21 protein-coding genes are annotated in these 18132 nt (G+C 62.0%); 9 read left to right on the top strand and 12 right to left on the bottom strand.

From position 1 onward, the window contains the following. Window positions 1-57: 57 nt before the first annotated feature. Window positions 58-1539: an aminotransferase-like domain-containing protein gene (locus tag PIN31009_RS19770; RefSeq protein ID WP_150791366.1), complete on the bottom strand. Its 1482-nt coding sequence runs from the start codon at window positions 1537-1539 to the stop codon at window positions 58-60. Between the two features lie 239 nt (window positions 1540-1778). Between PIN31009_RS19770 and PIN31009_RS19765 the strand changes: the two genes are divergently transcribed. Further along, window positions 1779-2222, top strand: coding sequence for a hypothetical protein (locus PIN31009_RS19765; RefSeq protein ID WP_150791365.1), 444 nt, complete (start codon window positions 1779-1781; stop codon window positions 2220-2222). Between the two features lie 45 nt (window positions 2223-2267). Here the strand turns inward: PIN31009_RS19765 and PIN31009_RS19760 are convergent, their stop codons facing one another. Next, window positions 2268-2783 carry a glutathione peroxidase gene (locus PIN31009_RS19760; protein WP_150685807.1) on the bottom strand — a complete coding sequence of 172 codons (516 nt, stop codon included), beginning with the start codon at window positions 2781-2783 and terminating at the stop codon, window positions 2268-2270. A 319-nt stretch (window positions 2784-3102) separates the two neighbouring features. On the opposite strand from PIN31009_RS19760, the gene PIN31009_RS19755 reads away from it, so the two are divergent. Both PIN31009_RS19755 and proC read left to right on the top strand, forming a co-directional pair. After that, on the top strand, window positions 3103-3816 hold the full coding sequence (locus tag PIN31009_RS19755; protein WP_150791364.1) for a YggS family pyridoxal phosphate-dependent enzyme: 714 nt from the start codon (window positions 3103-3105) through the stop codon (window positions 3814-3816). Between the two features lie 112 nt (window positions 3817-3928). Next, window positions 3929-4741 carry a pyrroline-5-carboxylate reductase gene (gene proC / locus PIN31009_RS19750; protein WP_087691320.1) on the top strand — a complete coding sequence of 271 codons (813 nt, stop codon included), beginning with the start codon at window positions 3929-3931 and terminating at the stop codon, window positions 4739-4741. A gap of 127 nt (window positions 4742-4868) precedes the next feature. Here the strand turns inward: proC and ubiA are convergent, their stop codons facing one another. From ubiA to PIN31009_RS19720, 6 genes are all read right to left on the bottom strand, one after another. Beyond that, complete coding sequence (ubiA, locus tag PIN31009_RS19745) at window positions 4869-5741, bottom strand: 4-hydroxybenzoate octaprenyltransferase (RefSeq protein WP_087722544.1); 873 nt, start codon at window positions 5739-5741, stop codon at window positions 4869-4871. A gap of 96 nt (window positions 5742-5837) precedes the next feature. Continuing rightward, window positions 5838-7232 (bottom strand): 4Fe-4S binding protein, encoded by a 1395-nt coding sequence (locus PIN31009_RS19740; protein ID WP_174997294.1) that lies wholly within the window; start codon window positions 7230-7232, stop codon window positions 5838-5840. Window positions 7233-7407: 175 nt separating this feature from the next. Continuing rightward, window positions 7408-8244, bottom strand: a complete 837-nt coding sequence (locus tag PIN31009_RS19735) for an FTR1 family iron permease (RefSeq protein WP_150685804.1) — start codon at window positions 8242-8244, stop codon at window positions 7408-7410. Between the two features lie 52 nt (window positions 8245-8296). Continuing rightward, window positions 8297-8620, bottom strand: coding sequence for a cupredoxin domain-containing protein (locus PIN31009_RS19730; RefSeq protein ID WP_058379858.1), 324 nt, complete (start codon window positions 8618-8620; stop codon window positions 8297-8299). A 102-nt stretch (window positions 8621-8722) separates the two neighbouring features. Beyond that, entirely contained in the window at window positions 8723-9334 is a 612-nt protein-coding gene (locus PIN31009_RS19725; protein ID WP_058375888.1) for an iron transporter, read from the bottom strand. 479 nt (window positions 9335-9813) lie between these two features. Beyond that, window positions 9814-10275 carry an Lrp/AsnC family transcriptional regulator gene (locus tag PIN31009_RS19720; RefSeq protein WP_087691316.1) on the bottom strand — a complete coding sequence of 154 codons (462 nt, stop codon included), beginning with the start codon at window positions 10273-10275 and terminating at the stop codon, window positions 9814-9816. 578 nt (window positions 10276-10853) lie between these two features. Here PIN31009_RS19720 and PIN31009_RS19715 point away from each other — a divergent pair. The 4 genes from PIN31009_RS19715 to PIN31009_RS19700 are packed head-to-tail and all read left to right on the top strand — an operon-like array spanning window position 10854 to window position 13862. Next, window positions 10854-11648, top strand: a complete 795-nt coding sequence (locus PIN31009_RS19715) for an amino acid ABC transporter permease (RefSeq protein WP_150791363.1) — start codon at window positions 10854-10856, stop codon at window positions 11646-11648. Continuing rightward, entirely contained in the window at window positions 11645-12298 is a 654-nt protein-coding gene (locus PIN31009_RS19710; RefSeq protein ID WP_150685801.1) for an amino acid ABC transporter permease, read from the top strand. Before PIN31009_RS19715 ends, PIN31009_RS19710 begins: the two co-directional genes overlap by 4 nt. After that, window positions 12282-13010: an amino acid ABC transporter ATP-binding protein gene (locus PIN31009_RS19705; RefSeq protein WP_150685800.1), complete on the top strand. Its 729-nt coding sequence runs from the start codon at window positions 12282-12284 to the stop codon at window positions 13008-13010. Before PIN31009_RS19710 ends, PIN31009_RS19705 begins: the two co-directional genes overlap by 17 nt. A gap of 57 nt (window positions 13011-13067) precedes the next feature. Then, the gene (locus PIN31009_RS19700) at window positions 13068-13862 is read left to right on the top strand and encodes a transporter substrate-binding domain-containing protein (RefSeq protein ID WP_150685799.1); all 795 of its coding nucleotides are present in this window, start codon (window positions 13068-13070) and stop codon (window positions 13860-13862) included. A 103-nt stretch (window positions 13863-13965) separates the two neighbouring features. Here the strand turns inward: PIN31009_RS19700 and PIN31009_RS19695 are convergent, their stop codons facing one another. Then, entirely contained in the window at window positions 13966-14478 is a 513-nt protein-coding gene (locus PIN31009_RS19695; protein ID WP_150791362.1) for a DUF6622 family protein, read from the bottom strand. Window positions 14479-14799: 321 nt separating this feature from the next. On the opposite strand from PIN31009_RS19695, the gene PIN31009_RS19690 reads away from it, so the two are divergent. Further along, the gene (locus tag PIN31009_RS19690) at window positions 14800-15162 is read left to right on the top strand and encodes a c-type cytochrome (RefSeq protein WP_150686110.1); all 363 of its coding nucleotides are present in this window, start codon (window positions 14800-14802) and stop codon (window positions 15160-15162) included. Between the two features lie 6 nt (window positions 15163-15168). Here PIN31009_RS19690 and PIN31009_RS19685 read toward each other — a convergent pair whose 3' ends face one another. From PIN31009_RS19685 to PIN31009_RS19675, 3 genes are all read right to left on the bottom strand, one after another. After that, window positions 15169-15741 carry an isochorismatase family protein gene (locus PIN31009_RS19685; RefSeq protein ID WP_150791467.1) on the bottom strand — a complete coding sequence of 191 codons (573 nt, stop codon included), beginning with the start codon at window positions 15739-15741 and terminating at the stop codon, window positions 15169-15171. Window positions 15742-15758: 17 nt separating this feature from the next. Next, on the bottom strand, window positions 15759-16190 hold the full coding sequence (locus tag PIN31009_RS19680; protein ID WP_150791361.1) for a MarR family winged helix-turn-helix transcriptional regulator: 432 nt from the start codon (window positions 16188-16190) through the stop codon (window positions 15759-15761). Between the two features lie 100 nt (window positions 16191-16290). Continuing rightward, window positions 16291-16830 carry an STM3941 family protein gene (locus PIN31009_RS19675; RefSeq protein ID WP_150791360.1) on the bottom strand — a complete coding sequence of 180 codons (540 nt, stop codon included), beginning with the start codon at window positions 16828-16830 and terminating at the stop codon, window positions 16291-16293. Window positions 16831-17280: 450 nt separating this feature from the next. On the opposite strand from PIN31009_RS19675, the gene PIN31009_RS19670 reads away from it, so the two are divergent. Beyond that, window positions 17281-18096, top strand: a complete 816-nt coding sequence (locus tag PIN31009_RS19670; protein WP_246185766.1) for a TIR domain-containing protein — start codon at window positions 17281-17283, stop codon at window positions 18094-18096. Window positions 18097-18132: the final 36 nt, after the last annotated feature.

The following is an 18132-nucleotide window of genomic DNA, read 5'->3' as shown; positions in this document are numbered from 1 at the left end:
CGCGTTCAGCCGTTCGCATCAGCCGTTCACATCAGCCGTTCACATCAGCGGTTCGCATCACCCCTTCGCGTCGACCAGACGCGTGACTTCCGTCGCGAGCGTGCGCACCGCACGGTCGATCTCGCGCGTGAACGGGTGTCCGGTGTTCATGCGCAGGAAGTGGTCGTAGCGCGTTGAATTGGAGAACAGGCTCCCCGGCGCGATGCGAATGCCCTTGGCCAGCGCCGCGTCGAACAGTTGCTCCGAACTCACGCCACCGGGCATTTCTACCCACAGACTCAGCCCGCCGGTCGGCAGCGTCAGACGCGTGCCGGCCGGGAAATACGTGGCAATCGCCTCGGCCATCGCCGCGCGCTGCTCACGCAAGTGAGCACGCAGGCGGCGCAGGTGCCGGTCGTACTTCGGCGAGTCCATGAACTCCCCCATCGCGATCTGCGCCAGCGCTTCGTTCGGGCGCGTCTGCGCGTACTTCAGCATCTCAATACGCCACTGCCACTTGCCACCCGCGATCCAGCCCAAGCGCATGCCCGGGGCGAGGGTCTTGTGCAACGAGGCGCAGTGAATCACGTTGCCAGTGGTATCCCAGCCGCGAATGGCGGCGGGGGTGGTGTCGTCGTCCCCGAGCGCTGAATAGGTGTCGTCTTCGATGATCGCGATGTTGCGCGTTTCGCCCCATTTGACGAGGCGCGCCTTGTGGGCGTCGGGCATCACCGAGCCGATCGGGTTCTGGAAATGCGGAACGACGATAACGGCCTTGATGTTGTCGTAGGTCTCGCAGGCAAGATCCAGCGCTTCGAGCGAGATACCGGTCTGCGGGCTAGTCGGGATTTCGAGCGCGCAAATGCCCATGCTCTCGAGCGTTTGCAGCAGCGCGTAGTACGTGGGCGACTCGACGGCTACCACGTCGCCGGGGCTCGCCACGGCGCGCAGCGCGAGATTGATGGCCTCGATGCAGCCATGCGTGACGACGATTTCTTCCGGCGCGATATTCATGCGCGCGGCCAACGCGCGGCGGGCGATGGCGGCACGAAAGCGGGCTTCGCCGCCGCCCGGGGGCGGTACACCGTAGAGCAGCGGGTTGTCGCGCAACGCACGCAACGTGGCCTGACGCAGCTCGGTCACCGGATACAGCGGGGGCGCACCGTGAGCGACCGCAAAGTTGGTGTGCACGCTTGCCTGAAGGCCACGCGCAAGAATCGACGACACACGCTGATTGATACCGACGTACTGCGCGAGATCGGGCACCCACGGCCGCGGTTCGTCCAGCGGGGCGAGCGTGGCGCGCGCGGGCGTACGCACGAAATACCCGGAGCGCGGACGCGCTTCGAGCACGCCCTGCGCTTCGAGATGGCGGCAGGTCTGCAACGCGGTCGACAGGCTGACCTGATGCCGCTCCATCAGCGTGCGCACGCTCGGCATGCGGTCGCCGGGCACGAGCGTACCGGCTTCGATGGCGAACAGATAGTGTCCGGCGAGCTGGCGATACAGCGGCAGGGCCGGCGCGGCTGACGGAGACGAAGGAGATGCGGACGAATTCATGTCCGACCGAACGTCAGGCGTACTCGTGGCGGCTGAGGGCGGGGGGGCGATGGCGGCATCCATGGGGAGATCATCGGGCATCGGCGGCCACCATAACAGATACAGATTTGCGGAATTGGCATCGTAACAGATGCCCGAAAGCCCTTCTGTTATGGGCGAAACCGGCGAACTGTGTGCCTACCGGCGGGGGGCTCGGGTCGATACGCTATTCGTACCTGTTCAACGCCCCGGAGTCTGTCATGGCAAAGCGCCCCCAAACCCTCCAGCCCATCCAGCCCCTCCAGCCCGTCTTTTCGTCGGATCTCACCCTCACGCAAGGTCGCCGGCATTCACGCGCTGCCACCACGAACTCCCCCAACACCACTGGCGATCTTGTCGCGCTGCCGGAGCAACTGACGCTGGCCCGCGCACAGGCGTTCCACACGTACGTGCGCCGTGGCGCTGTTTTCCACGTGAAGCGCGGCAGCGTGGCGCTCACCCCGGCCCCGCGCTGGCTCGCCGCGACGGTTTGGGCGGCACCAGTGCAACTGACTGCCGGTCATGCCTATGTGGTTCAGGAAACCGGCTGGCTGGTGCTAAGCGCCGACCAAGGTGCGGAACTGACCTGCCACGACGGCGACACGCCGCCCGAACGCTGGCTCACGATGTCGTGGCGTGGGCTGCGGGCACGGTTCGGCTTTTGAATCGAGTCTTGACCGATCTTTGGCCAAAATTAACCGGGCCTGATCTCACGCCGGCAACAAGCGCTCGATATCCGCACGGATCGCCTGAGGCTTGGCGGTCGGTGCGTAACGCTCGACGACCTTACCGTTGGCATCGACCAGAAACTTGGTGAAATTCCACTTGATCGCTTTGGTGCCCAGCACGCCGCGCTTCTCATCGGTCAGATACTGGTAAAGCGGCGCGGCGTCAGGGCCTTTGACGTCCACCTTGGCGAACATCGGAAACGTGACGTGAAAGCGCAAGTCGCAAAAGCTGCGGATCGCCTGCGCATCCCCCGGCTCCTGCTTGCCGAACTGATTGCACGGGAACGCCAGCACCTCGAAACCGCGCGGCGCCAACTCCGCATACAACGCCTGCAAGCCCTCATACTGCGGCGTGAAACCACACTCGCTCGCCGTATTCACGATGAGCAAAACCTTGCCGCGATACTGCGACAAACTCACCGTCTCACCCGCCAACGTCTGGACGGAAAAATCATAGACCTGCCGTGCCTGCGTTGCCTGCTGTGAACTCGCGCTCATCTTCGACTCCCTTTGTTTGTCGGCACGCGCAGTCTGCCACAAATCAACACCTCCCCCCAGACGGACCGGGGCCCCTTTCCGCTGCTCAGACAAGTTCAACTCGCCTCGGAAAGGGGCCCCGCTCCGTCTTAACCTCCGCCGCCGCCGCCGCCTCATTTATCCCCTCGAGCCCGCTTGCCATCGGGTAGCACCTTGTTTTTTCCCGGGGTAGCACCTCCCCATACGCACAGCTATAATCGTTGGCCTGCACCCCCATCGGCGTGCCGGTGACGCACTTCTGCTCCCGCCCTCCGCCCCCATCGACGCCCGAACTCGCCTCATGTCGACCATCGCCGCCCACCTCGACGCCGTCCTCTCCCGGATCGCCCAAGCTACCGCCAACGCCCATCGACCCGCCGGCAGCGTGCAACTGCTCGCCGTCTCGAAAACCTTTGGGGCCGACGCAGTGCGCGATGCCATGACCGCCGGCCAACGCGCCTTTGGCGAGAACTACGTGCAAGAGGCCCTCGACAAGATCGCGGCGCTGGCCGACGCGACGGTCGACGGCAAACCGCTCGAATGGCACTTCATCGGGCCGCTGCAAAGCAATAAGACCCGCCCGGTCGCGGAACACTTCGCTTGGGTCCACTCGGTCGACCGGCTCAAGATCGCGGAACGCCTGAGCGCGCAACGCCCCGCCGATATGCCGCCACTTCAGGTCTGTCTGCAAGTGAATATCAGCGGTGAAGCCAGCAAGAGCGGCATTCCTCCGGCCGAGGTGCCGGAGACGGCGCGCGCGATTGCCGCCCTGCCCAACCTGCAACTGCGCGGCCTGATGGCCATTCCCGAACCCGATGACGACCCCGTGCGCCAACGTGCGCCGCTGCGGGCGATGCGTGAACTGTTCGACGCACTGCGCGCCGACGGCATGGCGCTCGACACGCTGTCGATGGGCATGTCCGGCGATCTGGAAGCCGCTATCGCCGAGGGTGCGACAATGGTGCGCATCGGCACCGCAATTTTCGGGGCCCGTGACTACGGGTCCCAAGCCTGAGGCGCTACGGGTGTAGCGCACGCAGGCGATTTCGGATGACGGACGAGTCGCAGACTCGCCACGGCATGACACGGTAACGACGCAAACGACTCACGCAACGCAAAGGATGGTTATGAGAATTGCATTCATCGGCGGCGGCAATATGGCCAACGCCCTGATCGGCGGACTGGTGGGACGCGGCACGGCACCGCGCGACATTCTCGCGATCGACGTCAACGAATCGACCCGCGAGGGCCTCGTCAAACAATACGGTATCGAAACCGCCAGCGCGCCCAACGACCGCCTGCGCGACTACGACACGCTGGTGCTGGCCGTGAAGCCGCAAGTCCTCAAGGACGTGGCCCAAGCCCTGCAACCGCACCTGAACACGCAACTGGTCATCAGCATCGCCGCCGGTATCCGCGCGTCGGATCTGGCCCGCTGGCTCGGCGGCCATAACCAGATCGTGCGCTGCATGCCGAACACGCCCGCCCTGATCGGCATGGGCATCACGGGGCTGGCAGCCCTCTCGGGCGTGGACACGGATCAGCGCAAGCGCGCCGAAACGGTACTCGGTGCCGCCGGCCAGATCGTCTGGGTGGAAAAGGAAAGCCAGCTCGACGGCGTCACGGCCATCTCGGGCAGCGGTCCGGCCTACGTGTTCTATTTCATCGAAGCCCTCGAGCAAGCCGCACAAGAACTGGGCTTCTCGCCGGAACAAGGCCGCCAATTGGCGATCGCCACGTTCACTGGCGCATCGCAACTGGCTGCGCAGTCGAGCGAACCCGCCAGCGTGCTGCGCGAGCGCGTGACCTCGAAGGGCGGCACCACGTTCGCCGCACTCAGCTCGTTCGATCGCGATTCGATCAAGGCCGCCATCGTGCGCGGTGTGCACGCCGCCAATACGCGCGCGAAGGAACTGGGCGACGAACTCGGGGATGCCTGAGGCCTGCTTAGATCCAACTTCACCGGCACGACGTGTCGGTGAATGCAAAAACGGCGCGAATGATCGACAGATCACCGCGCCGTTTTTCTTTGCTGCGCTACTCCGCGCTTTCCGCGGCTGTGCGCCGTCAGCCGTGCGCCGTCAGCAGGTAATGTCCGGCGATACCGGCGAAGACTGCTGCACCGAGCCAGTTGTTATGACGGAACGCCGCGAAGCACGGCATACGCTCGCGCTCGCGAATCAGGAAGTAGTGATAGATGGCGCAACCCACCGCCACCGCGATGCCCAGCCAGAACGGCCAGCCAAACCCCAGATACGCGCCCACGCCGGCCTGAATGCCCAACGCCACAACGTAGCAAAGCATGATGGCGGCAACATCGAAGCGCCCGAAGGTGATGGCGGAAGTCTTGATGCCGATCTTCAGATCGTCGTCGCGATCGACCATCGCGTATTCGGTGTCGTAGGCCACCGACCAGAACACGTTGGAGAGCAGCAGAATCCACGCCAGCATCGGCACCTGATCTTGCACAGCCGCAAACGCCATCGGAATACCGAAGCCGAACGCGACGCCCAGATACGCCTGCGGAATCGCCAGAAAACGCTTGGTGAACGGATACGTGCCCGCGACGAACAACGCCGGGATCGACAGCCACTTGGTCAGCGCATTGAGCGGCAGGATCAACAGGAAGCTCGCCAGTGCCAGCGTCGCGGCGACGGCCACCGCTTCCCACGCGCGAATGCGGCCCGAGGTGATCGGACGCTCCTGCGTGCGCTTAACGTACTTGTCGAAGTCACGGTCGGCGTAATCGTTGATCGCGCAACCGGCCGAGCGCATCAGGAAGGTACCGAGCGTGAAGATCAGAACGAGCAGCGGATCGGGATGCCCGCTGGAGGCGATCCACAGCGCGGCGAGCGTCGGCCACAACAGCAGCACGGTGCCGATCGGCTTATCGAGTCGAACGAGTCGGAAGTAAAGCGGAAGGCGTTGAGCGAGCAACATGGGCGGCACACAGGGAGACTTGTGGCGACATTGTAGGTCACGCGCCGGATGCCCGCCAATGCGGGGTTCCGGCCAGTGAGACCATGCTTACCGGATTTACCAGATCCAGAACATCAACAGCCAGAGCCAGTTCACCAGCGCCAGCGCCGCCACGATGCCGGTCATCCCGGCAAGACGACGGCCCAGCGTGCGCGCGTGGCGGCCCGTGACGCGCCAGCCCAGCCACAGGCTCCACAGCGTGGTGGCAGCCAGAATGGTGGCACGCACGTCGTTGGCCCAGTACACCGGCAGATGCTCGGCACGCAGCAGGCTGACCGTGGTCGCCGACAGGCCGATGAACACGCCTGCGCCCGCAATCGGAATCAGCGCCTGCACCAGATGATTGAAGCGCGAGGTCTGCCACGGGCCCATCGCGCGGTTGGCCAGCGCAAAGATGATCGTGAAGGCCAAGCCGAGCAACACGCCGTTGCCGACGATGTAGGCGACGACCAGACCGCCGTCGAGCCACGAGAACACGTCGCTCTGATCGGGATAGTTGGTGAACACGAACCACGGCGCATTGGTCTCGAACGGCCACATGATGTTGCGATCGATGAGCCACGACGCAATCGCCGTCTTGACGGTGACGAACCACGGATTCACGGTCCAGTGGAACGCGCCGATGGCCACGCCGAGCAGGCCGTACATCAGGAGAATGCTGTCCCAAACGCTATTGTTTTCGGTCGCGCCGAACTTCACGATTTCTTCGCTCGGCGAACGCCCGGCAAGCTCGATCGCGTCGCGGTGGCCGGCACAACGGCCGCACATGTGGCACTGCGCACCGCCCTTCATATTGCGCAGCGGCACGATGGGCGCGCAATTGACGGGGATGATCTTGTGACCGTTGGTGTGATACGACTGACGCCACGCGTCTTCGTTGACCTTGAAGTGGAACGGCGCGAGGCGCGCCAGCAACGAGAACACGCCATTGACCGGGCACAGATACTTGCACCAGACCCGCTTGTCGCGTCCGTAGAAGTAACCGATCACCATGGCGCCGATGGTCGAGCCGCCCAGCACGAGCAGCACCGCTTTCGGATACTGATAGACGCTGACCATCTGGCCGTAGAGCGTGGTCCCGGCAAACGCCACGAAGGGCCATCCGCCCCAGCGCATCCAACGCGGAATGGCGCGGCCACGGCCATGACGGCTGGCGAATTCGGAGAGAGTGCCTTCGGGGCAGAGCACCCCGCACCACACGCGTCCCATCAAGACCATGCTGATGAGCACGAACGGCCACCAGATACCCCAGAAGGTGAACTGGGCGAAGACGGTGAGGTTGTTGAGAATGTGCGCCGTCTCGTCAGGCAACGGCATCATGACCGGCACGCAGATGAGGAACGCATAAACCAAGACGATGCCCCACTGCACGCCGCGGATCAGTTTGCCGTGGCGTTGCATCCAAAGGCCCACGCGGGCCAGCAGGTTCGGGACAGGTATGGCGATGCTCATGCTCAACTCGTGCTTCGGGGGATTGCTTCAGCGGCCTGACGGACTCTTTATCCAGCGTGGTCCGTGCGGGCCGGTCTGGCCAAATGGCCAATCGGGCGGCGCATGCCGCCCGGGTACGGCTCAGTTACGACTCATTTACCGCTCATTTACCGCTCATTTGCCGCTCATTTACCGCTTATGCAGCCTTCACCTGCTTGGCCGGGGCACCTGCGCGCTTCAACAGCGCCCAGATGAACAGCCAGTACAGCGCATACACCAACAGGTTCATGCCGGCCGGGTGGGCCCGGTAGCCGGTCAGCGTGGCGACCAGACCGCCAAACGGGCTGGTGTCGTCAAGAATCGCGGAAGTATCCCACAGTTGATCGACCAGTGTCGGCACGAGCTCCAGCGAGATCAACCGGTCCAGACCCGACTCCAGCAGGCCTGCCGCGAGGAACAGCAACATGATTTCCGTCACGCGGAAAAACAGTCGCCACGAGAACACCTTGCCGCCCAGTTGCAACAGCCAGAACGTCAGCAGCGCCAGCACGAAACCGATCGCGACGGCCAGCCACATCGTCAGCGGCACACTGCCCTGCTGACCGAAACCGATGCCATACAGGAAGATCGCCGTCTCGCTGCCTTCACGGGCAATCGCCAGCGCCACCAGAATCAACACACCCCACCAAGTACCCTGATCGTGTGTCTTCTGTAGCGACGACTCCATGTCGCGCTTGAGCGTGCGGCCATGCCGCTTCATCCAGAACACCATCTGCACGATCAGCACACAGGCGATCAGCACCATGGCGGTCTGGAAGTAATCCTGCGCGTCGCCCGAGAGCACTTCGGTGAAACCGACCAGTGCGGCACCGAGCGCCACAGCCGCCGCAATCCCGAGGGCTACACCGGCCCACAGGTAGGGCAGACCGCGCTTGGCGCCGTGCTCGGGGTTGGCCAGCCAGGCATGCAGAATGCCTACGACCAGCAGTGCCTCGACGCTTTCGCGCCAGACGATGAACATGACCTGACCCATCGTGCAATTCCTTTAGTGTTGCTCGTTGATACTTGTTGATGCTTGCTGATACTTACTTGGCGACGATCACGCCCTGCGCCTGCTGATGGAAGTCGTCGAAAAACTTGTACTCGCCCGGTTGTAACGGGGCGATCACCACAAACGACTGCGCGCCCGGTGCGAGCACCTTTTCCTTGCGCAGTTGCAGGCTCTCGAACTCGACCGCGTTCGTGCCGGTGTTATGCACTTCGATCTTGATGCGCTTGCCGGCCGGTACTTCGATGCGGGCGGGGTTGAGCTTGCCGTTGTTCATTTCCAGCTTGAACGTGGGAAGTTCGTCCGCGCGGGCAAGCGAGGGGCCGCCAAGTGCGAACAACGTGGCCAGCACGGCCATCATCGTGGCCAGCAGGCGCGCGATGCGCTGAATCATCCTTCATGCTCCAAATGAAAACAGCGTCGGCCCGCCAACAGGCCAACGCTGCATCAAGATAGTCCGGGCTTAGTAGCCGCCCTTCTTGCCAATACCGCTGAACGTGAATTCGACGGTCTTCGTGATCGGCTTGAACCACGGACCCACGCCGGTTTCCTTGTCGACGTGACGGCCGAAGCACCACGGGCCCATACCGCCGTGGGCAGCGTGTGCGCCCGATGCGGCCATTGCGCCGGCGCCCATCTTGCAACCGAATTCGGCCAGCGTACCCGGGGCATTCACCACCATCGTCAGCGTGTACTTGCCCACGCCGTCGAGCTTCACGTTGTCGCCGTAGTGCGGGCCATCGCTCGCGACCATCGGCATCATCAGACCTTCGATGACCTTCGCGCTACCGGCCTTTTGCAGCTTGTACGTGATTTCCAGACCCGGAATCCAGTCGCCTTCGGCGTAACCGTTCGGGTTCTTCGCCACGGCGTGAATATCTGCCTCGAGGTGGATATCCGACTTCTTGGCATCGTTCATCATGCCGGCCGGTTCCATCGTGATCGGTTGCAGATAAACGGTATTGATTTCCATGCCTGCCGTGACCAGCGGCTTACCGATCGGAAACTCGGCGGCTTGCGCCAGGGTCGCCGCACCGGCGAGCAGCACCGCTGCCACGAGGGATTTCACGCGCATACAAACTCCAGAATGTGAGGAAGTTAATGCAAATTATTCTCAATAAGTTTAGCACTATCGCCACTACCCGACAAACCTGAAGTCGACGCTCCATGGGGTATTGCGGGGATTGAGAAGACGATTGGGACGCATTTTGCCCCATTTTTGCGCAGGACTGGAACGCCTCGCTTCCGGTCGCGCGCCAGCGTTGCGCACTCGCCGCAGACTCACCAAATCGCGGGGACGCCCGACAGGCGCGGGGTTGGCCGCGCCGGCACACCGTCACACCTTGCTGCGGCGCAACAACAAGGCACGCCCGCCGCGGCATGGCGTCGCAGATTTCTTAGCAAACACCCACTTAGCGTTTACGGAAAATTACCAAGCCTGCGGAAAATCCCGTCCGGGATTGCCAAACCGCCCTGCCCGATGGCCGGTCGACACCTTAGCGCCGAATTCTTAGCACCGAATTAGTACGGTATTAGGACGGCATCGACACCGGATTACGGCAACACGCCGCCCCGGTCGATCTTCCGGGCGAGCACCACGGACGTGGTGGTACGCGTCACGCCGTCGATCTCGCCGATGGTGTCGAGCAGCGCATCGAGTTGATCGGGCGACGCCGCGTGCAGCCACGCCACGTAGTCGAACTCGCCGCTAACGGTACAAAGCAGATGAATCTCGGGCATCTTGTCGAGCCGTCGCTGGACATCGCGTCCCGAGCGCGGCTGCACGCTGATACCCACGCATGCCTGCAAGCCGCCACCTACGGCGTCTTGCCCGAGCCGCACGGTATAGCCCGCGATCACGCCCGCGCGCTCAAGGCGCCCGATGCGTGCAAGCACCGTCGTGCGCGCCACACCCAGCCGACGCGCGAGATTGGCCGCACTCTCGCGGGCGTTCACGCGCAACAGCGCGAGCAGATTCCGGTCGAGTTCGTCGAGCGGCGTTGCGGACAAGGCCATCAGACCCCGCCTTGCGACGCAGCGTCGCCATCGCACGTCATACCCAGTGACATCCGCTCACAGCAACGCTCGGCGTCAGGCCGGGCGAACACCACAGTGGTTGAACTCGGGGTGAGGGGCTTGCGGTCGGTGGTGGTCATGACGGACTCGGCAGGTGCGCGGACCCAAAGCCGGGCCCGCGAGCGATAAAGCGCAATTATAAAAGGTCCCTTGCCACGCGGCACCCGGCATCTCCCCCCCGCGTCTCCTTTTCAGCCCGCCGCTCTCACCGGGCCAAGAGATACGATGACATGGTGGAAACACGTCCCCGTCAACCGATCGTTGAGGCGGCCTCACAGGCCTGCCAGATCCCCGCTGCACGGCATCCCGAGCGACTTACCCCTAGTCCTATCAAGGCTATAGCCTCGGGTATCCCCGCAAGCCTCCGGTATTGACAATGCGGAATACCAATGCGCAAAATCACATCACTTATATGACGACGTACAAGAAAGACCCACCACGGCGATCGCGGATGTCATAGCCGCTTATCCATTGCCTGGCGCGTCGGCCCCGAACGTCACCGGAGACAGGCGTTAGCCATGCATTTTTCGTTGAATTTCGCTCCACTGGTCCCTTATTGGCCAGTTTTTCTGGAAGGCGCGTGGCTGACGCTGAAGATGACGGTGCTGTCCGTGATCATCGGCACGGCCCTCGGCACACTCGTAGCGTTCGCCAAACGAAGCCGCTACCGCCTGTTGTCGCGACTGTGCGGCATCTATATCGAGTCGGTGCGCAACACGCCCTTCCTCGTCCAGATCTTCCTTCTCTATTTTGGTCTCGCGAGTCTGGGCATTCACATGCCGACGTTCGCGGCGGCAGTCATCGCGATGGTCATCAACATCGGCGCTTACGCGGCAGAGATCATCCGCGCGGGCATCGAGTCGGTGCCGCGTGGCCAGATCGAAGCCGCCGAGTGTCTGGGCCTGTCGAAATGGCGCATCGCGTGGCACGTGATGCTGCAACCGGCCATCGAGAAGGTGTACCCCGCGCTCACGACGCAATTCATTCTGATGATGCAGGCCTCGGCCATGGCCTCGCAGATTTCTGCTGAAGAACTCACCGCTGTCGCCAACACGGTGCAGTCGGACACGTTCCGCTCGCTCGAGACCTACATCGTCGTGGCCGTGCTCTATGTGGCGCTGTCGCTGTTGGTGAAGCTCGTGGCATGGGCATTCGGCGAATACCTGTTCAAGCGCCGCCGCACCGTGCGGCGTGCCGCGGCCCAAACCGCCCAAGCCGCCCGCCGTCGCGCGACAGCCGCCCGCGTGGCAGTAGCCAATGGCGGCAGTGCGACCAACACCAGCGGTACCCCCGCGCAACGGAGCGCGTCATGATCGGCAGTTTTTCGTGGACCTATCTGGGCTATCTCGTGCAGTCGATCGGCTGGACGCTGGTGCTCTCGTTGATCGCGTTCGTGCTCGGCAGCGCCGGCGGCTTTCTGGTGATGCTTGCACGCATCTCGCCGCGTCGCTGGCTGCGCCTGCCGGCGCAAGTTTTCATCGAAGCGATTCAGGGCATACCGCTGCTGATTCTGCTGTTCATCGTGTATTTCGGCCTGTCGGTGTACGGCTTCGAATTGCCCGCCATCGTGGCCGCAGCGCTCGCGCTGATGGTCTACACGAGCGCCTATCTGGGCGACATCTGGCGCGGCTGCGTGGAAGCAATGCCACAAGCGCAGTGGGAAGCGGCCGAATGCCTGTCGTTCACGCGCTGGCAGACGTTGCGTCTCGTGATCATTCCGCAGGCCATTCGTTTGTCGCTGCCGCCCACGATCGGTTTTCTGGTGCAGATCATCAAGATGACGTCGCTGGCGTCGGTGATCGGCTTCGTCGAGCTCACGCGCGCCGGCCAGATCATCAACAACTCGATTTTCCAGCCCTTCCTCGTGTTCTCGCTGGTAGGGGTGTTTTATTTCGTGCTGTGCTACCCACTCTCACGCTGGAGCGCGGCACTGGAGGACAGACTCAATGTCGGCAATCGTTAAGGTCAACCAGATTCACAAGCGCTTCGGCGACAACCCGGTGCTCAAGGGCGTGTCGTTCGAAGTGGAGCGCGGCAAGATGGTCGCGATCATCGGCGCGAGCGGTTCGGGCAAAAGTACGGCGCTGCGCTGCATCGACCGGCTGGAGACGATTGACGAAGGCTCCATCGAAGTGTGCGGCATTCGCGTGGAAGATCCGAAGATCGATCTGCACGAATTGCGCCGCGAAGTCGGCATCGTCTTCCAGAGCTACAACCTGTTTCCGCACCTGAGCGTGCGCGAGAACATCATGCTCGCGCTGCGTCATGTGAAGCGCATGCCGCGCAGCGAAGCCGAGACCGTTGCCAAGCGCGTGCTCGCCCAAGTGGGCCTCGCAGAAAAGGCCGACAGCTATCCGGAACAGCTCTCGGGCGGGCAGCAACAGCGCGTAGCTATTGCGCGGTCGTTGGCGATGTCACCGAAAGTCATGTTGTTCGACGAGGTGACTTCCGCACTCGACCCGCAACTCACTGGCGAAGTCCTTCGCGTGATGGAAGACCTCGCCGCCGGCGGCATGACGATGTTGCTGGTCACGCACGAAATGGCCTTCGCGAAGCGCGTGGCCGATCAGATCATTTACATGCATCAGGGGAAGGTCTGGGAAGTCGGTCCGGGTGAAATGCTCGACGACCCGAAGACGCCCGAACTGCGCACGTTCCTCGCCAATGGCCTGTGAGCGCTCGCCCATTCGCTAAACGCAGTTGACAACACATCACGCTAAGGAGACCACTGCATGAAACTCAAGACACTCTTCGCCCAAGCCTGTACCGCCGTTGTGCTCGGCGCCATGGCGCACGCTGCGCTGGCCGATCAGCTCGACGACATCAAGAAGGCGGGCAAGATTCGCGTCGCCATTGCCATGGGCACGCCGCTGTTCTCGTTTGCCGATGCCAACCTGCAACCCGCAGGCTCGGACGTCGAAACGGCACAACTGCTCGCCAAGGATCTCGGCGTGAAGCTCGACATCGTCTCGGTGACCAACGCCGCGCGCGTGCCGACGCTGCAAGCCAACCGTGCCGACGTCGTGGTGGCCGACTTGTCGATCACGCCCGAGCGCGCGAAGGTCATCGACTTCTCGGTGCCGTACGCGGTGATCTCGATCATTGTCGGCGGCCCGAAGAGCATGAACATCAAGAGCTACGCCGACTTGGACGGCAAACGCATCGGCCTCACGCGCGCCACCGTCAACGACACCGAGACCACACAGAATGCCAAGGGCGCGCAGATCGTGCGCTATGAAGACGACGCGACGTTGATCACGTCGATGGTCACGGGTCAGGTAGACATCTTCTCGAGCACGCCGTCGAACCTCGGCGAAATGGTCAAGCGCGCGCCGGGCAAGAACCTTGAATTGAAATTCACGCAGAAGGACTTCGATCTCGGCATCGCACTCAACAAGGATCAACCGCGCCTGAAAGAGTGGCTCAACGAATGGGTAAAGACCAATCTGAAGAACGGCAAGCTCAACGCGATCTACAAGAAGTACCATGGGCGCGATCTGCCCGACAGCGTGACGAAGGCATCGTGACCTTCTGATCGACACGCGTGAATGTGGCGTCGCAGCGATGCGACGCCACGGCTTGTCCTCATCGCATCACTCGCATCACTCGCGTCACCCCTTACAAAATCACTTACGAAGTCATCGGCACCGCCTTGTTACCGGCCAGCCGAATCGCGCGGCGAATCGCCAGCCCTCTGCCGAGAAACACCCCCGTGAACGCGCCGTAAGCAAGGCTGATCCACGCGGCAAAGCTGCCTTGCTCATGCAGCGCCGGATGCATCGCCAGTTGCACCGCCACGGCAAATTTCATCGCGAAGATTGCGAGCATCCAGACCAGCGGCATCCAGCTTCCCGGCACGAGCACCCTGCGTGTCTCAGGCAGCCAGCGCACGTCTCCCCAGATGCCCAACGCGGCACGCATCACCACGACAATCACCACCGCGCTGGTCCACGCGATCAGCGACGGCGTGCTCGCGCCAAAGGTATTCGCGACGCCATACGCCGAGAACAGCGTCATGGCGACGGGCATCGCCAGTGCCGCCCACAACGGCTTTTGCTGCGTTCGTGTTGCCGACAGGCCCAAACCCACCAGCGCCAAAAACAGAATCCCGACCCACATCGGGACATGTGACAAAAACGCCATCGCAACTCTCCGGAAGATGACCGCTCAGCAGCGGCGATAACTGAAGCATCGGAGATTGCGGAGCACTTCTCGACGGGGATGCGACGAATGGCAGCGGCCGGGCGCGAGTTGCCATCAGGTTGCGTGAGTGGCGTGAAGTTTGAAAGGTGCGAGAGCAGCGTGAGCAAGCACCGCGACAGGATGTCGCAACGTGTTGCAGCAGAATCGCTGGCCCCGAGATTTAGAACGCGGTAACTTAACGCCTTGCCCGCACCACGCTTGTCGCATCACCCTCTCAACTTCCGTCCGCCGATGACCCGTTTTCCCTTACCCGTTGCTGCCATGCGCCCCCTGCTTCTTCTGGCGCTGACGTTCGCCTCACCGGCCTTTGCTGCGGGCGATATTGCCGAGGGGAAAACGCTCTTCACGTCCCGCTGTTCGTCGTGCCACTCGGTGGGCCCGATGGCGAGCTCGGGGTTCGGCCCGCAACTGAACGCGATCGCAGGCCGCCACGCCGGCAGCCTGAAGGATTTCGAGTATTCGAATGCGATGAAGCAGTCGGGCATCGTCTGGGACGACAAATCGCTCGCCGCCTTCATCGAGAACCCGGGCAAATTGGTGCCCGGGACCAAGATGCGCTTCTGGGGCATCAGCAATCCGCGCAAGATCGCGGACTTGCTGGCCTATCTGCACACGTTCAAATAATACGATTCAGCTATCAACGCGCTGCGTCAGTGCGTTGAGCACGTCGGCAGTGGTCGTCGTCTCGCCGAGGCGCGGGAAGATTTTCTCAACGCTGTGCTCGTGAGAGACGAGATTCAGATCGGTCATCGCGTCGAGCACCAGCGCCACGTTGTAGCCGAACTCGTGCGCATTGCGCGCGGTGGACTCCACGCCAATGCTCGTGGAAATGCCCGCAAGCACGACCTGCGTGACACCGCGACGGCGCAGAAACTGATCGAGCGACGTTCCATAAAACGCGCCCCACTGCCGCTTGGTGACCGTGTGATCATCCGGCTGCTGTTCAAGCTCAGGAATGAGTTCGGCCCAATCGGCGGGAAGTCCTGCGTGCTTCGGCGCGTCGGTGCGGCCCGGCGGCAGACCCGCAACATTCACCAGCACCACCGGCAGCCCCTTGGCACGAAAGGCACGCAACAGCGCGACGTTGTTGGCCGTGATGTCGGCGACGGGGTGGGCGGTCGGCAGTCTGACGATGCCCTTCTGCATGTCGATGACGACAAGCGCGGGCAAGCCGGGACGGGAATCGAGTTGTGAGAGTGGCATCGTGAGTTTGATGTGTTTCAAGAGTTGCCGAGTCGGCGAATGAGGTCGACCGCAGAGACAAGCGTCTTGCGTTCGGCCGGCGTGAAATCGGCGACGGCATGCATCAGCCAGTCGTGTTTGGCGAGCCGCACCTTACGCCGCGTCTCGCGGCCGTCGTCGGTGAGCGAAACGAGCATCTGCCGGCCATCGTCCGGATGCGGGTACCGCTGCACCAGCCCTTCCGCCTCCATGACCGCCAGCGTGCCGCCCATCGACTGCGGCTTCACGGCTTCGGCACGGGCTAGATCGGCAGTCGTCATGGGACCGGCCTCTTCAAGACGCGCCATGACAGCCACTTGCGACCAGCTCAATTCACGGGTGTTGGTCACCGCCCGCAGGCGGCGCATGAGTTGGCCCATCACCGGCAACAGGTCGGCGATAGCGCTTTCGGATTCGTTGGGAACAGTCATGGACGGAGCATAGAACTCGGAAGGCTAACTTGCAAGTTAACCTTCTAATTTCATGGCACCGTTGAAGAAAACGTGACTGGCGGCTGCCGCTATGGCAGGTTCAGCCGGTCCAGCCGACGAACTGACTTCGCGTGTCATGCCACGTCGTCAGGTTCTTGAGAATGAGATCGAGGATCGCGGCGGGGTCCTCTTTGACGTCGCTGACATTCAGCACAAGCGCGGTGTAGCCAAGCATCACATTGCCCGCGACCAACATGCGCTGAGCTTTCGACATTTTCTGCCGCCATTTTTCCGGATCGTTGACGTCGAGACAGATGAAGGCATTGCCCGCGGCGGCCTTGATATAGGCGCCGGTGATTTCCGACCATGGAATCGGGCCCACGCCAAGTCTTCGGTCCAGAATGCCGTTGCCGTCGATCTGCAAACGGGGGCGTCCATCGAAGAGTTGCCACAAGGCAATCGGAATGCCTGCGCCGAAAAAGACGATGGTCGACCAACCGATCCACAACGCCGAAGTGGCTGAATGCCGGTGCGTCCCGCCAGACCGGATGATGAAAGCACCGGCGATGACAAAGCCGAGACACCCCAGCAACAGCAAAATATATTTGCGCTTGGACCGCTGCACAGAAAGTGATTGCATGCATTCCCCAAAGGTAGGTGCCGGATCGACGGCCTTGTATGGTGCAACCGGGCGATGCGTTCGTGCTCGATGACGTCGGCGAAAACAACGTCAATCGGCCCGATTGGGGAGATTGCGATTCGGAAAAGAATACGTGACCGGTTCTTCGTGCGCCTGCGCTCAAAAAACGGTATGTGATACCGGGGACCAGAACCATATCACCATATTTTTCATGTACTTATATAAATACGCTGCAAATTTGGTGCAATTCAATACGAATGTGACGAGCCTGTTGTTGCGGAGCTACTCCGACTGCCGCCCAAACCTCGATAACCTCAAATAGCGCCAAATTTGGTAAGTTCTTTCAACATTCAAGTGGAGAGAACAACAAGCATGGTCTCGCGATCAAGAAAACCAGTACCACAACCCGCCCCGAAACCCAACCTGACACCTGAGCAAATCCGCAGATGCATGGAGCGCATCGACACTCGGGTCGAAGAATTGAAGGCATTCGATCCGAGTTCCACCGTCGATGGCGACTCCCCGGCGCTTCAGGCGTTGTCTAGGTCAATTACGGACACGCTGGTCCGAAGTTTTGGCGAGGCAACGTCGGCTTTCCACCGATACAGTGATGCTGCGACGTTGTACGGGTCGCCGGGCATTATCACTATGGGCTACTCGATCCCGCAATCGGAATATGTGGATGGTGTCAAAGAGCAAATTGCTACCGCAGTTAGTCTGCTTGGTGCCGCGAAGCAGGCACTTGCCGAGGACCTTGCAGACAGCGAGCACGACCACCCGCCTTCCCATCTGAGTCAGGAACAAGCTGCACAGCCCTCGATGGACAGAAGCGTCTTCGTGGTCCACGGGCACGACGTGGCCGCGTTGCAATCCGTTGCCCGGTTCCTAGAACGACTCGAATTCAAAGCCATTATCCTGCACGAACAAGCCAATCAGGGACGCACCGTCATCGAGAAAGTCGTTGCTCACGGAAACGTCGGGTTTGCTGTAGTAATCATGTCGCCCGACGACGTTGGGCATGCCGTCGGCGGTACGCCAGAGCCTCGCGCACGACAAAACGTACTCCTCGAACTCGGATTTTTCTTGGGAAGGCTTGGACGTGAGCGGGTATGTACCCTTAAACGCGGAACGCTCGACATCCCGAGTGACTTTGCCGGTGTCGTATGGGAAGCCATGAACGACGATGGTGCATGGAAAATGGCGCTTGGCCGGGAACTGGAGGCGGCAGGTTACGAAATCGACTGGAACAAGGTTATGCGTCAGTAGCATCGCAAATCATTACGCGACGAAACGAAACGCCCT

The organism is Pandoraea iniqua, from assembly GCF_902459685.1.
GTDB lineage: Bacteria > Pseudomonadota > Gammaproteobacteria > Burkholderiales > Burkholderiaceae > Pandoraea > Pandoraea iniqua.
Note: the sequence above shows the minus strand (reverse complement) of the source record. Positions and strands in the feature narration are given on the sequence as shown.